General features: G+C 73.1%; 12 protein-coding genes. 6 read left to right on the top strand and 6 right to left on the bottom strand.

All coding sequences use genetic code 11. From position 1 onward, the window contains the following. The first annotated feature begins 305 nt into the window (after window positions 1-305). Together ACQEVC_RS02180 and ACQEVC_RS02175 are read left to right on the top strand one after the other, a co-directional pair. Window positions 306-1,250 carry an LLM class F420-dependent oxidoreductase gene (locus ACQEVC_RS02180; RefSeq protein ID WP_432872843.1) on the top strand — a complete coding sequence of 315 codons (945 nt, stop codon included), beginning with the start codon at window positions 306-308 and terminating at the stop codon, window positions 1,248-1,250. Between the two features lie 65 nt (window positions 1,251-1,315). Beyond that, window positions 1,316-1,951 (top strand): pyridoxamine 5'-phosphate oxidase family protein, encoded by a 636-nt coding sequence (locus ACQEVC_RS02175; RefSeq protein WP_432872841.1) that lies wholly within the window; start codon window positions 1,316-1,318, stop codon window positions 1,949-1,951. Window positions 1,952-1,968: 17 nt separating this feature from the next. Here the strand turns inward: ACQEVC_RS02175 and ACQEVC_RS02170 are convergent, their stop codons facing one another. The 5 genes from ACQEVC_RS02170 to ACQEVC_RS02150 form a co-directional block, all read right to left on the bottom strand. Continuing rightward, window positions 1,969-3,456, bottom strand: a complete 1,488-nt coding sequence (locus ACQEVC_RS02170; protein ID WP_432872839.1) for a (Fe-S)-binding protein — start codon at window positions 3,454-3,456, stop codon at window positions 1,969-1,971. Continuing rightward, a complete protein-coding gene (locus tag ACQEVC_RS02165; protein ID WP_432872837.1) occupies window positions 3,456-4,898 on the bottom strand; it encodes an FAD-binding oxidoreductase in 1,443 nt (480 codons plus the stop codon). Before ACQEVC_RS02165 ends, ACQEVC_RS02170 begins: the two co-directional genes overlap by 1 nt. A gap of 3 nt (window positions 4,899-4,901) precedes the next feature. Beyond that, window positions 4,902-6,368, bottom strand: a complete 1,467-nt coding sequence (locus ACQEVC_RS02160; protein WP_432872835.1) for an FAD-linked oxidase C-terminal domain-containing protein — start codon at window positions 6,366-6,368, stop codon at window positions 4,902-4,904. A gap of 122 nt (window positions 6,369-6,490) precedes the next feature. Then, window positions 6,491-8,071, bottom strand: coding sequence for a malate synthase A (aceB, locus tag ACQEVC_RS02155; RefSeq protein WP_432872833.1), 1,581 nt, complete (start codon window positions 8,069-8,071; stop codon window positions 6,491-6,493). A gap of 105 nt (window positions 8,072-8,176) precedes the next feature. Next, complete coding sequence (locus ACQEVC_RS02150) at window positions 8,177-9,487, bottom strand: phospholipase D-like domain-containing protein (RefSeq protein WP_432872831.1); 1,311 nt, start codon at window positions 9,485-9,487, stop codon at window positions 8,177-8,179. Between the two features lie 82 nt (window positions 9,488-9,569). Here ACQEVC_RS02150 and ACQEVC_RS02145 point away from each other — a divergent pair, with 82 nt between their 5' ends. From ACQEVC_RS02145 to ACQEVC_RS02135, 3 genes are all read left to right on the top strand, one after another. Further along, a complete protein-coding gene (locus ACQEVC_RS02145; protein ID WP_432872829.1) occupies window positions 9,570-10,655 on the top strand; it encodes an NAD(P)-binding domain-containing protein in 1,086 nt (361 codons plus the stop codon). Window positions 10,656-10,980: 325 nt separating this feature from the next. Then, window positions 10,981-11,271 (top strand): HesB/IscA family protein, encoded by a 291-nt coding sequence (locus tag ACQEVC_RS02140; RefSeq protein WP_432872827.1) that lies wholly within the window; start codon window positions 10,981-10,983, stop codon window positions 11,269-11,271. Between the two features lie 253 nt (window positions 11,272-11,524). Beyond that, on the top strand, window positions 11,525-12,448 hold the full coding sequence (locus ACQEVC_RS02135) for a DMT family transporter (protein WP_432872825.1): 924 nt from the start codon (window positions 11,525-11,527) through the stop codon (window positions 12,446-12,448). 182 nt (window positions 12,449-12,630) lie between these two features. On the opposite strand, the gene ACQEVC_RS02130 is transcribed toward ACQEVC_RS02135, so the two are convergent. After that, window positions 12,631-13,605 (bottom strand): NAD-dependent protein deacetylase, encoded by a 975-nt coding sequence (locus ACQEVC_RS02130; protein ID WP_432872823.1) that lies wholly within the window; start codon window positions 13,603-13,605, stop codon window positions 12,631-12,633. A 723-nt stretch (window positions 13,606-14,328) separates the two neighbouring features. On the opposite strand from ACQEVC_RS02130, the gene ACQEVC_RS02125 reads away from it, so the two are divergent. Beyond that, entirely contained in the window at window positions 14,329-14,721 is a 393-nt protein-coding gene (locus ACQEVC_RS02125) for a cupin domain-containing protein (RefSeq protein WP_432872822.1), read from the top strand. The last annotated feature ends 6 nt before the right edge of the window (window positions 14,722-14,727 follow it).

Below are 14,727 nucleotides of genomic sequence, written 5' to 3'. Positions count from 1 at the left end.
CGGCCGGGCGGGGAAGGCGGGAGAGTCCGCGTACAGCGTAGGAGAAAGCCACTCCGCCTGCGAGGTCCGGTCCACGCCCGCGCGATGCCACACTGGACCTTCTTCGACCTGAACCGCGCGGCGCTCACGCACCGCGTCCGACCTTGCGGTTCGTCCGACCGCAGGGGGAGGTGGAAAAAGGTTCACTGGACCAGCGAACGGGGCTAATCTTTGCGCGCCGGGTTGCCATGGCGTGAACCACTACCGGACTGCTGCCCGCCGATGGCGCGGGAGGCGTCGGCGCCGCCGGGCGGGAGGGGCATGACATGCGCGTAGCGATCTTCACCGAGCCGCACCGCGGCGCCAGCTACGACGACCAGCTCCGGATGGCTCGATTGGCCGAGGACTCCGGGTTCGACGGCTGGCTGCGGGCGGATCACTACCAGGCGATGGGCGACGACCCCGGGCTACCCGGCCCTACCGATGCCTGGCTCACCCTCGCCGGCCTGGCCCGGGAGACCTCGCGGATCCGGCTCGGCACGCTCGTCACCTCGGCCACGTTCCGACTACCCGGCCCGCTCGCCGTGCTGGTCGCCCAGGTCGATCAGATGAGCGGCGGCCGGGTCGACCTGGGCATCGGCGCCGGCTGGTACGAGCGGGAACACCGCGCGCTCGGGATCCCGTTCCCGACCGTGGGCGAGCGGTTCGACCGGCTCGCGGAACAGCTCGCCATCGTCACCGGACTGTGGAGCACTCCGACCGGTTCCCGGTTCAGCTACGCCGGCGACCACTACCAGCTACAGGACGCCCTCGGCCTGCCCAAACCGATCCAGACGCCAGGGCCGCCGATCATCGTCGGTGGCCGGGGGCCGAAGCGGACACCGGAGCTGGCCGCCCGGTACGCGGACGAGTTCAACATGCCATTCCGGACGGTCGAGGAGACCGCCGAGGCGTACGAGCGGGTCCGCGAGGCGTGCGACCGGCTGGACCGCCGGGCAACCGGCCGTGATCCGCTGGTCCTGTCCGCCGGAATCGTGGTGGCGATCGGACGGACCGATGCCGAGGTACGGCGACGCCTCGCACCGCTGCACGAGAAGAGCGCCCTGCCACCGGAGGACCCGGTGGCCGGTTCGCCGGCCCAGCTCGTCGAGCGAATCGGCGAGTTCGCCGAGGTCGGCACCACCCGGGTGCACCTGCGCCTGACCGAGCTCAACGACCTCGACCACCTGGAACTCATCGCCGCCGAGGTGCTGCCGAAGCTCGTAGGATAAGTCCCGGCTCACGACGCTGGCGGGAAGTCGTCGGCTGGGGTGGGTCACCGACGCGGGAGGTGGGCATGACAGGGCCGGCGGAGCTGGTCGAGGTCACATCCGAGGCCGAGCTGCGGGAGCTGCTCGGCGAGCCGATGCCGCGGGCGGTGACCAAGGAGCGGGTACGACTGCACGAGATCGACCGCGAGTGGCTGGCCGCCGCGCCGTTCTGCCTGGTGGCCACGGCCGACCCGGCCGGCAACTGCGACGTCTCGCCCAAGGGCGACCCGGCCGGCTTCACCCTGGTGCTCGACGACACCACGATCGCCATTCCGGAACGGCCGGGCAACCGGCGCGCGGACGGCTTCCTCAACATCCTGGCGAACCCACACGTCGGGCTGATCTATCTGATCCCCGGCCGGGGCGAGACGCTGCGGATCAACGGCCGGGCCCGGCTGGTCCGGGAGGCGCCGTTCTTCGACCAGATGGTGGTCAAGGGGCACCGGCCGATCCTGGCGTTGGTCGTCGAGATCGAACAGATCTTCTTCCACTGTGCCAAGGCGTTCATGCGGTCGTCGCTGTGGCGGCCGGAGACCTGGCATCCGGAGGCGCTGCCGCCGCAGCCGCAGATCGTCAAGCGGGTCCAGCAGACCGAGGAATCGCTGGAGGAGCTGGAGCGCTACTACGGCGCCGAGTACGCCCGCCGGCTCTACCAGGGCTGACCGCACGTCCGGTCCCGTCAGCGGGTGGAGAGCAGCCGGTCGACGGGGAGCCGCCGGATGGAGGCGTCGAGCACCTGGGCGGTGTGCGCCACGGCGATCCCACCGGCCGCGCCCGGCCCGCCGGCCGGCTCGACCGGGGCCGTACCACCGAGCCGGGGGATGGCGGCGGTGATCTGCATCAGGCAGCCCGGGTTGGCGGTCACCAGCAGTCGGGCGCCGGTGGCGAGCACGTCCCTGGCCTTGCGCTCGCCGAGCCGGGCCGCCGGCTCCGGGTTGAGGATGTTCCACACCCCGGCCGAGCCGCAGCAGAGTTCCGGGTCGGCGATCTCCCGCAACTCCAGTTCGGGGATCGCCCGCAGCAGCTCCCGGGGCTGACTGCGTACCCCCTGGGCGTGCCCGAGATGGCAGGCGTCGTGATAGGCGACGCTGACCGGCAGCGGGTGTCGCCGGGCCACCGGGCCGAGTTCGACGAGGAGTTCTGCGAGGTCGCGTACCCGGGCGGCGAACCCGGCAGCCCGCTCGGCGTAGGCCGGGTCGTCGGCGAGCAGTTGGCCGTATTCCTTCAGCGACGAGCCGCAGCCGGCCGCGTTGACCACGAAGTAGTCGATGCCGGTGTCGGCGAAGGCGTCGATCAGGTTCCGGGCGAACGCCTGCGCCTCCGCCTCGCGTCCGTTGTGCACACTCAGCGCGCCACAGCAGCCCTGCCGGCCCGGATTGATCACCACCTCGCAGCCCTCGGCGGCCAGCACCCGGGCCGTCGCCGCGTTCACCCCGGGAAAGAAGGCGCTCTGCACGCACCCGGTGAGCATCCCCACCACCGCCCGGCGCGGCCCGTACGCCGGTACCCGGTCGGGTGGCTTCGGCGCCCGGGTGAGCCGGGGCGCCAGTGACTCCAGGGTGGCCAGCGTCGGCGCCAGCCGGGGCAGCAGCCCGGTCCGGGCCACCAGAGCGCGCAACCCGACCGCCTGGTACGCCCGCAGCGGTCCGCGCAGCAGCCGCAGCCGCTTCGGGTACGGGAAGAGCGCGAAGATGGCGGCCCGGAGCGCCCGCTCCCGGGCGGGTCGGCGGTGCCGGCGCTCCACCTGCTGCCGGGTGTTCTCGATCAGGGTGTCGTAGCGCACCCCGGAGGGGCAGGCGGTGACGCAGGCCATGCAGCCCAGGCAGGCGTCGAAGTGCCCCACCATCGAGTCGCTGAGCGGTTCGCCCTCCAGTCCCTGCCGCATCAGGTGGATCCGGCCCCGGGGCGAGTCCATCTCCTCGCCCCACAGCACGTACGTCGGGCAGGTGGGCAGGCAGAATCCACAGTGCACGCAGTCGGCGACGAGGTCGGCCGGCGGCGGCCGGTGCCCGTCGAAGGCGGGCCCGCCGGACGCCGGCCCGAGCAGCCCGAGCACGTCCCGGGGCGCGCTGGCCGGCCGGGTACCGCCCGGCGACGGCGCCTCGGGTGCCGGCGGGCTGGCGCCGGCTGCGGCAGATCCGGGCGGGAGCGGGTCGGGTGACGTCATCACATTCCTCCCACGAAGCGTCCGGGCGCCAGCCGTGCCTCGGGATCGAACCGCTGCTTGACCCGGCGCATCAGCTCCAGCCCCTCCACCGGCCCCCACAGGTCGACCCGGTCCCGGACCCGGTCCGGCGCGGTCAGCACCACGGCGTGCCCACCGGCCTCGGTGGCCGCTCCGCGCAGCTCCTCGACGACCCGGGCCACCCGGTCCGGCGGGGCCGCCGCCGGCAGACCGGCGTAGAGGACTCCGGTGCCGGCCGAGCCGCGTACCCCGATCGGCACGTCGTGCCGGTCACCCGCCGCCCGGGCCGCGGCCAGCAGGTCGGGTACCCCGGAGAGCACCGCCGTGAGCTTGAGCCCGGTGTCGCCGGGCTGCCAGGGGTACCGTCCCCACCAGGGCGGCGCCTCCTCGGTGTGCGCCGCGTCGGCGCCGAGCAGCCGGGCGGCGGCCTCGGCCCGGCCGGCCACTCCGGCCGGAGTCCCCTCCAGCAGCAGCACCGTCTCGTAACCGCCGCCGGGTGGCGCCTCGACCTCCAGGGCGGTCGGCACCAGTTGGGCCCCGAGCACCGTGTCGAGCAGCCGGCCGACCCGTTCGACGCCGTGCACCCCGGCACCGGCCGTGCGACAGCGGACGTACGACCGGGCGGCCGGCACCGGGTGCAGCCGGAACACGCACTCGGTGACCAGCCCGAGCGTGCCGTACGCCCCGGTGACCAGCTTGCCCAGGTCGTAGCCGGCGACGTTCTTCACCACCTTGCCCCCGGCGTGCGCCACCACCCCGTCGGCGCGGACCAGGGTGACCCCGATCAGCAGGTCCCGCACGGTGCCGTAGAGCATCCGGCGCGGGCCGCTGCCGTTGCACGCGACCGCGCCGCCGACGGTGGCGCCGCCGACCGGATCGTCCAGCCCCAACTGCTGCCCGGCCGGGGCGAGCGCGTGCTGGAGTTCGGCCAGCGGGGTCCCGGCCCGGACCACCGCGATCAGGTCGCCGGCGGCATGCTCGACCACTCCGGTGAGCCGCCGGGTCTGCACCACCAGGTCGAGGCTGCGCGGCGGGTTGCCCCAGTCCGACCTGCTGCCGGCGCCCTGGAAGACCATGCTGAGCCCGAGTCCGGCGGCGGCCCGCAGCAGCGCCGCCGCCTGCGCGGTCGAGCCGGGCGCCGCGACGATCCGGGCCGGTACGCCGCCGACCGCGTCCGCCGGCCCGGCCGGCCGGACCAGCTCGAAGTCGGCCCCGGCCGGCCGGACCAGCTCGAAGTCGGCCCCGGCCGCGCCGTCGCGGGTCGAGCTGTCGCGGGCCGAACGGTGGTCGTCCGGCCCGGTGCCGGCCGGGCGGGCACCGTTCGGGCGGGTGCCGGAGGGCGTCGTCGGGTCGTCGTCACCGGCCGAGGCGATCGCGGCCCGGAGCGCGTCGAGGTGTGCGCTGGTGGTGTCGGGTCCGGGCATGGCTCAGAACACCTCCGCGATGCCGGCCTCCTGGAGCGGATGCGCGCCCCTGTGCCGGCCGGGCACCTCGCCGCAGAGCCGGGGAGTGGGGAAGATCTTGCCGGGGTTGGCCAGCGAGCGCGGGTCGAAGGCGCAGCGCAGCAACTGCATGGTGTCCAGGTCGTCGTCGGTGTACATCCGGGGCAGGTACTTCGCCTTGTCCATCCCGACGCCGTGCTCCCCGGTGATCGACCCGCCGTACGCGACGCAGAGGTCGAGGATGGCGCCGGAGAGTTCCTCGGCACGTTCGGCCTGCCCGGGCACCGCGTCGTCGAAGAGGACCAGCGGATGCAGGTTGCCGTCTCCGGCGTGGAAGACGTTCGCCACCCGGATTCCGCGCTCGGCGGCGAGTTCGCCGATCCGGCGCAGCACCTCCGGCAGCGCGGTACGCGGGATCACCCCGTCCTGCACGATGTAGTCCGGGCTGATCCGGCCGACGGCGGCGAACGCCGACTTGCGCCCCTTCCAGAAGAGTGCCCTTTCGGCGTCGTCGGCGGCGATCCGGATCTCGAACGCGGCGTTGGCCCGGCAGAGCCGCTCCACCTCCGCGAACTGCGCCTCGACCTCGGCGGCCGGGCCGTCCAGTTCGACGATCAGCACCGCGCCCGCGCCGGCCGGATAGCCGCAGTGCACCGCCGCCTCGGCCGCCTCGATGGCGAGCGCGTCCATCATCTCCACCGCCGCCGGCACCACCCCGGCGGCGATGATCGCCGAGGTCGCCGCACCGGCCGCGTCCGTGCTGGCGAAGGCGGCGAGCAGGGTACGCACCGACTCCGGCAGCCGGACCAGCCGGACGGTGACCTCGGTGGCGATCCCGAGGGTGCCCTCGGAGCCGACGAAGGCGCCGACCAGGTCGTAGCCGGGGCTGTCCGGTGCCGCCCCGCCGAGCCGGACCAGGTCGCCGTCCGGGGTGACCACCTGCAACCCGAGCACGTGGTTGGTGGTGAAGCCGTACTTCAGGCAGTGCGCCCCGCCGGAGTTCTCCGCGACGTTCCCGCCGATCGAGCAGATCTGCTGGCTGGACGGGTCCGGGGCGTAGTAGTAGCCGTACGGGGTGGCCGCCCGGGTGACCGCCAGGTTGATCACGCCCGGCTCGACCACGGCCCGTTCGTCGGCCGGCAGCACGTCCCGGATGGTGCGCAGCCGGGAGGTGACGACCAGTACCCCGTCGGCGTGCGGCAGGGCGCCGCCGGAGAGCCCGGTGCCGGAGCCCCGGGCCACGAACGGCACCCCGGCGGCCACGCAGGCCCGGACCACCAGGGCGCACTCCTGGGCGGTCCGCGGCAGCACCACCAGCGCCGGCACGACCCGGTACTGAGCCAGCCCGTCACACTCGTAGGTCCGTAACCGGGCCCGGTCGTCGATCACCTGCTCGTCGCCGAGGGCGCCGCGCAGCTCGGCGGCCAACCTCTCGATCTGGGGTCGGGGCATCGTCGACCTCCGGTCTCAGCGCGGCGCGGTGGCCGGCGCCACTGCGCGCCTCGGCCGCCACGCGTCGGGTCTCAGGGCACTTCTTCGCCGCTTCCGTTCGTCGTCGTCAAGGTGTGTCCGGCTCAGGGCATCCGCTCGTACGCGGGCAGGGTGAGGAAGTCGACGAACTCGTCCGCCACGGCGACCTCCATGAACAGCCCGCGTGCCTCGGCGTACCGGCCGGGGTCGGTGCCGAGCTTGGCGATCTCCTCGTCGGCGATCCGCTCGACCAGCTCCCGGGTCACCCGGACGCCGGTGTCCAGCGTGACGTCGTTGTGCAGCCACTGCCAGACCTGGGAGCGGGAGATCTCGGCGGTCGCCGCGTCCTCCATCAGGTTGAAGATGGCGACCGCGCCGGAGCCGGCCAGCCAGCTCGCGAGGTATTGGATGCCGACGCTGACGTCGTTGCGCAGTCCCGCCTCGGTCGGGGCGCCGGGGGTGGCCGCCACGTCGAGCAGTTGCGCCGCGCTGACCCGTACCTCCGCGCGGGTCCGGTCGAGCTGGTGCGGCCGGTCGCCGAGTACGCCGTCGAAGACCTCGCGGCAGACCGGCACCAGATCGGGGTGGGCCACCCAGGAGCCGTCGAAGCCGTCGTTCGCCTCCCGGGTCTTGTCGTCCCGGACCTTGGCCAGGGCGGTCTCGTTGACCTGCGGGTCCCGCCGGCTGGGGATGAAGGCGGCCATCCCGCCGATCGCGTGCGCGCCGCGCCGGTGACAGGTCCGGACCAGCAGTTCGGTGTACGCCCGCATGAACGGCGCGGTCATCGTCACCGCGTTCCGGTCCGGCAGCAGGAAGTCGGCACCCCGGGTACGGAACTTCTTGATCACGCTGAACATGTAGTCCCAGCGGCCGGCGTTCAGCCCGGCGGAGTGCTCGCGCAGCTCGTAGAGGATCTCGTCCATCTCGAAGGCGGCCGGGAAGGTCTCGATCAGCACGGTGGCCCGGATCGTGCCGCGCGGGATGCCGAGCCGGTCCTGGGCGGCCGAGAAGACGTCGTTCCAGAGCCGCGCCTCCAGGTGACTCTCCAACTTGGGCAGGTAGAAGTACGGGCCGGAGCCGGCGTCGAGCTGCGGCCGGGCGCAGTGGAAGAAGTAGAGGCCGAAGTCGACCAGGCTGCCGGAGGTGCGCTCACCGTCGACCAGGATGTGCTTCTCCGGCAGGTGCCAGCCGCGCGGCCGGACCACGATGGTCGCCAGCTCGCCGTCGCGCAGCCGGTAGTGCTTCCCCTCCGGCGTGCGCAGTTCCAGCTTGCGGGCGATCGCGTCCCGGAGGTTGAGCTGCCCCTCGATCACGTTGGGCCAGAGCGGGGTGTTGGCGTCCTCGTGGTCGGCGAGCCAGACCTTGGCGCCGGAGTTGAGCGCGTTGATGGTCATCTTGGTGTCGGTCGGCCCGGTGATCTCGACCCGCCGGTCGACCAGCCCGGACGCCGGCTCGGCGACCCGCCAGTCAGCGGCCCGGATCTCCGCCGTCTCCGGCAGGAAGTCGAGGGTGCCGCCGGCGGCCAGTGCCGCCGCCCGGTCGTCGCGCAACGCCAGCAGTTCCCGGCGGCGGCCGTCGAACGACCGGTGCAACCGGGCCACGAAGTCGAGCGCTTCGCCAGTGAGTATCTCCTGGTAGCGGTCGTTCATCGGTCCGGTGATTTGGACGCCCTGCGGCAGCTTCATCGCCGACCTCCTCGTAGGTGATCCCCGTGATCAGGGTACGGTGCTCCGGGCGTTCCGGCCCGGCGTGATCTTCCCGGATCACGGGGATCGCGGTGGTGCACCGGCTCAGCGGATCGCGCCGCCGTTGGCCCGGCAGGTGTCCCGGACATGCCAGAAGTCGCCGAGGTAGTCGTCGTGGATGCCCCGGCCCATCACCCGCAGCATCGCCTCGTCGGCCTGGCGCAGCGCGGAGACGTTGTAGTTGTGGCTGCCGGTGAAGACCCGGGGCACGATGTCGTCGTCGTACGCGCCGTCGATGATCATGTATTTGTTGTGCGTCCGGATGTCCCGGCCCGGCCCGACGTTGTAGTTGCACCGGGTGAGCTGGACGTTGCTGCCCAGCGCGTTCAGCACCCCGGCGTTCGCCTCGCTGTAGACGACGTCGACCCAGCAGCCGGCGTTGCGCAGCGCGGTGAGCTTCCTGGCCACCTCGGGCCGGTTGAACGAGAACATGTTGACCCGGATGTCGGTCTGCCGGCGGGTGCCGTCGTCGTCGTACGAGCAGGAGGCGACCGAGTCGAGCACGCTGACGATGGTGTCGGTGGCCGGGTCGCCGACCGGCTGCCCGGAGCGCTCCCGCCGGGGGAAGAAGTACGCCCGGTACGTCGTGCCGGTCGGGGTGCCCCAGTAGTAGTTGTTGTTGCCGGCCGAGTCGTAGCGGTACGACCGCAGGTCCGCGAAGTATTGCCGGTACGCCTGGTAGGTGGTGGCGTCGCTGAAGGTCAGCCCGTTGTTGTACGCCTCGTTCGCGTCCCACCAGCCCAGGTTCGCCGAACCCTGGAAGACCACGTTGGACACCGTCGAGCCGTTGTTGAGCACGATGCTGGACGCGATCAGGAACTTGTTGTGGTTGTAGGCCGTCACCGACGAGTCGGTGTAGTCGATCCGGCGGGTGCCGATGCAGCCCCGGTCGGCGCTGGGAAACTTGTCGGCGCAGTGCACGATGTACGACCCGGCGGTGTCGTTGCTGCCGAGCACCGGCAGCAGCCGCTGGTACGGCCGCTGGCTGACCTGCTCGTGATCCAGGATGATTTTGACGCGTACCCCCCGCTGGTGCGCGTTCAGCAGTCGTCCGGGCAGGTCGGGAGTGGTCTCCGAGTCGGTGACGTCGGTGACGCCGAACCCGAACCAGGACATCTGGATCTCGCCGCCGGCCGGTACCCGGTCGATGATCCGGGCGAGCTGGATGAAGATCGCGTTCTGCTGGGTGGCCGCGCCGGTCGGCCGGTTGAAGACCGCGTCGTTCATCGTCGGATCCGGCTCGGCGGCGCTGGCCGGCCCCGCGCCCAGCGTCGGTGCGCCGAGCGTGCCGGCGGCGAGTATGAAGACGAGTGCCGACCGGGCGGCCAGGCGTGGCGAAAATCTACGCATCCGCATGGCTAGATGATTGCATCGAACTGTGACCCACGGAACCTCCGTTCCCGGTACGGATCGGCCGTCCGGCGCGGTTGCCTCGGAGGTGAGCGGTCGGGACGTGGACGTGGTGGTGATCGGGGCCGGTCAGGCGGGACTCTCCGCCGGCTACTTCCTCGGCCGGAGCGGATTCGCGCCGGAGACCGGCTACGTGCTGCTGGACGGCGGCGACGGACCGGGCGGCGCCTGGCGGGACCGCTGGCCGACGCTGCGGATGTCCGCCGTGCACGGCGTACACGACCTGCCCGGCCGGGCGCTCGGCGAGGTCGACCCGGACCGGCCGGCCGCCGAGGTGGTCGCCGACTACTTCGCCGGGTACGAGCGGGAGTTCGGCCTGCCGGTGCACCGCCCGGTGAACGTGACCGGGGTGCACGACCGGGACGACGGCCGACTGGAGGTGCGGACCGACGCCGGGCGGTGGCGTACCCGGGCGCTGGTCAACGCGACCGGGACCTGGCGGCACCCGTTCTGGCCGTACTATCCCGGCCAGGAGTCGTTCGCCGGCCGGCAGTTGCACACCGCCGACTACCGGGGACCGGCCGAGTTCGCCGGCCGCCGGGTGGTGGTGGTCGGCGGCGGCACCTCCGCCCTCCAGTTGCTGGACGAGATCGCCACGGTCGCCGCCGGGACCCGCTGGGTCACCCGACGGCCGCCCGTGATCGTCGAGGGTGCGTACACCCCGGAGTGGGGTCGGGCCGCGGTGGCCCGGGTCGACGCCCGGGTCCGGGCCGGACTGCCGCCGGCCAGCGTCGTCGCCGCGACCGGTCTGGTGTGGACGGATCAACTGCGCCGGATGCGGGCACAGGGCCTGCTGCACCGGCTGCCGATGTTCGCCCGGATCACCCCGGACGGCGTCGTCTGGCCCGACGGCAGCGGTTTCGCCGCCGACGTCATCGTGTGGTGCACCGGATTCCGGGCCGCCCTCGACCATCTCGCGCCGCTGAGGTTGCGGGGGCCGGGTGGCGGGATCGTGATGGACGGGACCCGGGTGGTCGCCGACGACCGGGTGCACCTGATCGGGTACGGACCGTCGGCGAGCACGATCGGCGCGAACCGGGCCGGCCGGTCCGCCGTACGAGAGATAAGGCGGCTGCTCGACGCGGCGCCGGCTCCGGCCGAAATGCCGCGCTGACCTGCTGGAACGTCCCGCCGAACGGGCTAGGGAGACCCCCTAACACGCCCCGCCGGGCGGCTCACCGCATTTGACGAATCGGGCTGGAAGCGGCAACGTAGGGCAAGTACGGCCTGTCGCCACGAGTTGGGGGCTCGGCGCGACGTGCACCGGCCGTACCCAGGCGTCAGCCCGGTCCGCGCAGCGTGTGGACCAGACGAACGGGCTGGCTACATGACCGATGGCCGCCGCGCTGTAGGGCCCAGTTGGCCGGACGCGGGTGCCCCGGGGCACGCCCGCCGGATGGGCGCACGGGCCGAGCACACGAAAATCCACGAGGAGTCTCATGCTCACCATGACCGAGAACGCCGTACTCGTGATCCGGGACCTGACCGCACAGCAGGAGGTGCCGGACGGCGCCGGCCTGCGGATCGCCAGCGACCTCACCGCCGGGTCGCTCAACCTCACCCTGGCGGAGAGCCCCGCCCAGGGTGACCAGGTGGTGGACGCCGACGGGGCCCGGGTCTTCCTCGACCCGCAGGCCGCGCAGATCCTCGACGACAAGGCCCTGGACGCCGCGGTGGACGCACAGGGTGCGGTGCAGTTCGGCTTCGCGGAGCAGGGCCCGACGACCTGACGCCGTACCCGGACTTCGACCTGGATCGGGTCTCCCGCCGGCTGGGATCACCGGCGGGCGGCCCGGTCCTGGTCCGGTAAAGTCCAGCCGTGCACCGCTGCTTCCCCATCACCCCGCCCCCGCGCTCCTGAGCGGGGCGACAACCCCAGCGCGTCGCGCCGATCCGGCCGATGCGCTGTTCCCTGTCGGGTGATCCTGGGCTCGTCCCGCTTCCGCGACCACGTCCCCCCTCGTCGCAGGAGCGCGAACCCTCATGCACACCTCTTCCGCACCACTGGCTGCCGTGCGCCACCGGTCCGGTGCCGGCCTGTGGTTTCTGATCGTCTCTGGCACCCTGTGGGGCACCGGTGGGCTCACCGGCAGCCTGCTGGGTCGGCACACCGGGCTCTCCCCGGTCGCGGTCGCCGGATACCGGCTGGGCGTCGGCGGGATCCTGATCGTGGCCTTCCTCGCCCTCACCGGACGCCGCCCGCCGCGCGGCCGGGCGGCCTGGACCCGGATCGCCGTCTTCGGCGCACTGGCCGCGCTCTACCAGGTCTGTTACTTCGGCGCGGTGTCGCTGACCTCGGTCAGCCTCGCCACCCTGGTCACCATCGGTGCCGCACCACTGCTGGTGCTCGCCGCCGAGGCGGTCACCGGCCGGCGCCGGGTGGACCGGCGTACCGCCGGAACCTGCGCGCTGGCGGTGGCCGGGCTGGTGCTGCTGGTCGGGCTGCCGGCCGGCGGCTTCGGGGCACTCGCGGTGCTCTCCAGCGCGCTGCTCGCGCTGGTCTCCGCCGCCGGGTTCGCCGCGATCACCCTGGTCGGGGCCCGACCGGTGCCGGGACTCGACGAACTCGCCGGCACCGGGTACGGCTTCACCCTCGGCGGGCTGCTGGTGGCGCCACTGGCCGCCGGCACGGTGGGGCTCGGCTTCCCGCCCGGTCCCGTCGCCCTCGGGCTGCTGGTCGCGCTGGGCACCGGGCCGACCGCGGTGGCGTACCTGCTCTACTTCCGCGGGCTGCGTACCGTCCGGCCCGGCACCGCGGCGCTGTTGGCGCTGCTGGAGCCGCTGGTCGGTGCGATGCTCGCCGCGCTGCTGCTCGGTGACCGGCTCGGCCCGGTCGGCCTGCTCGGCGCGGCGCTGCTCGGTACCGCCGTGGTGCTCGCCGCCCGCTCACCGGCCGCGCCCGCATAGAGTCGCGGGCCGGACGTCCACCGCCCCCGTCTCCGGCCCGGGACCGTGCCGGGCGGGGACGGGGGCGGGAGACGACGGGACTTCGACGAGCGGGCCCGGCGCTTCTCCACCCGCAACGGCTGGGTGGACGACGACTACCGCCGGCCGGACTATCCGCGCATCGGGTCGTACCGGATCCGGGGTTACCGGCTGACGGTGCCGGCGGCGCCCACCGGGGCCAGCCCGGCCCCAGCCGGCTCGCCTGGATCCGACGCGGCCGGACCGGCTGGGCGCGGCTGACCGGTGCGCCGGCCGGCGCCCGCAGCAGCGGTGCCGCGGGCCGGGCCGGCGAGCCGGACCAGCTCCGGCAGCACCTGGCCGAGCGGTGCGTCGACGGTCAGCTCGGCGTAGTCGTCGCCCCGGGTCGGGCCCTGGTTGACGATCACCACCGGGATGTCGAGTTTCGCCGCCCGGATCACGAACCGGCGGCCGGACATCACCGTCAGGGACGAGCCGAGCACCAGCAGCAGCCGGGCCCGCTCGACCAGCTCGAAGCAGGTCCGGACCCGGTCCGGCGGTACGGACTCGCCGAAGAAGACCACGTCCGGCTTGAGCAGGCCGCCCGGGCAGGCCAGGCAGTCCACGGTCTGGAAGCCCTCGACCAGTTCGTCCGGCAGCTCGACGTCGCCGTCCGGGTTCACCGTGTCGGACCGGGCGCCGAACTCGGGATTGGCGGCCCGCAACCGCCGGTCCAGCGTCTCGCGGTCGGTGGTCTCGCCGCAGCCCAGGCAGACCACCCGGGCCAGGCTGCCGTGCAGTTCGACCACGGACCGAGCGCCGCCGGCCTGGTGCAGGCCGTCCACGTTCTGGGTGAGGATGCCGGCCAGCAGCCCGCGCCGGTCGAGTTCGGCGACCGCCCGGTGCCCGGCGTTCGGGGTGGCCCGGGCAATGGTCCGCCAGCCGAGGTGGCTGCGCGCCCAGTAGCGGCGCCGGGCCAGCGGGTCCCCGACGAACGCCTGGTACGTCATCGGGGTGTGCCGGCGCAGCGCCCCGCTCGGCCCCCGGTAGTCCGGAATCCCGGAGTCGGTCGACAGGCCGGCACCGCTGAGCACCACCACGTCGCCACCGGTCAGTAGGTGCGCCAGCGGGGCGTAGCGTCCGGCGCTCGGGTTGTCCACCCGTCCATGCTGCCTCGCCGCACCCCGCCGTGGCGAGTCGGCGCTGCGTGGCGAGTACGGCACCGGCCAGGGGTAACGCGGAGCACCGAACCCCTTCAGCCGGAACCCTGCGGCCGGTCCCTCCGGTCAGCGTGCCGCGCGCCGAGCAGGTGTTGTACCCGGCGACGGTGCGGTTCCGTCCGGAGCCGCTTCGGCTTGTCCTCGATCGGACAGGCGTACTAACTGTGGCCATCTGTTGACTGAGAGTAATGTCGAGTGCGGACAGGTGTCGCCGCACGGACCAGGCGTTCCAGCTCTATGTCCACCCACCGGAACCACACTCCGACGCCAGGCCGGCGCGCCACCGGCCGGGCGTCCCCGGTCCCCGCGGTGCGGCCCGGCGCCGCGGGGACCGGCCCGTTTCGGGCGAGTCACTGGCGGCAGGTGGAACGGGGCCGGCCACGAGCGCGCGGCGCCGCCGGTGGAACGTTGGCGTCGCCGCGCTCTGGCCGTCTCCCGTCCGCGCAGCCCATCGGCGGTACGCCAGCGGGGACCTGGCTCGACCGGTCCGCCTCGTCGGTCGTTCCGGCTAGGTGTGGGGTTTCCCACCGTGCCCGGAAGCAAACCCGACGCCCGGCCGGACCTGGTAGGGGCCGACCCGGGTGGGTTCGAGCGCGTCCCAGCGGTCACATCCGTCCCAGGAAGCGCGGAATCAACGCCGCGCTTCCTGGGTAAGGAGGGGGCATGGAGCACTTCACGATCGCTACCGTCGCCGAGGAGAGCCCGGACTTCCGCCGGGTGTTGTGGACCGGCAAGCACACCCAGTTGGTCATCATGACGATCCCGCCGGGCGGCGAGATCGGCGAGGAGGTGCACGACGACATCGACCAGATCCTCACCTTCGTCAGCGGTACCGGCGAGGCCCGGGTCAGTGGCCAGACCCGCAAGGTGACCCAGGGCGACCTGGTGGTCGTACCGGCCGGGCGGAAGCACAACTTCGTCAACACTGGCCCCAACCCGCTGGTGCTCTACACCATCTACGGCCCTCCGGAGCACGCCGACCAGGCGGTGCACCACACCAAGGAGCAGGCCGACGCGATGGAGGAGGCCGGCAAGGACGAGCCGCCGACGAGCTGACCGGGG

The organism is Plantactinospora sp. CA-294935, assembly GCF_050936445.1.
GTDB lineage: Bacteria > Actinomycetota > Actinomycetes > Mycobacteriales > Micromonosporaceae > Plantactinospora.
Note: the sequence above shows the minus strand (reverse complement) of the source record. Positions and strands in the feature narration are given on the sequence as shown.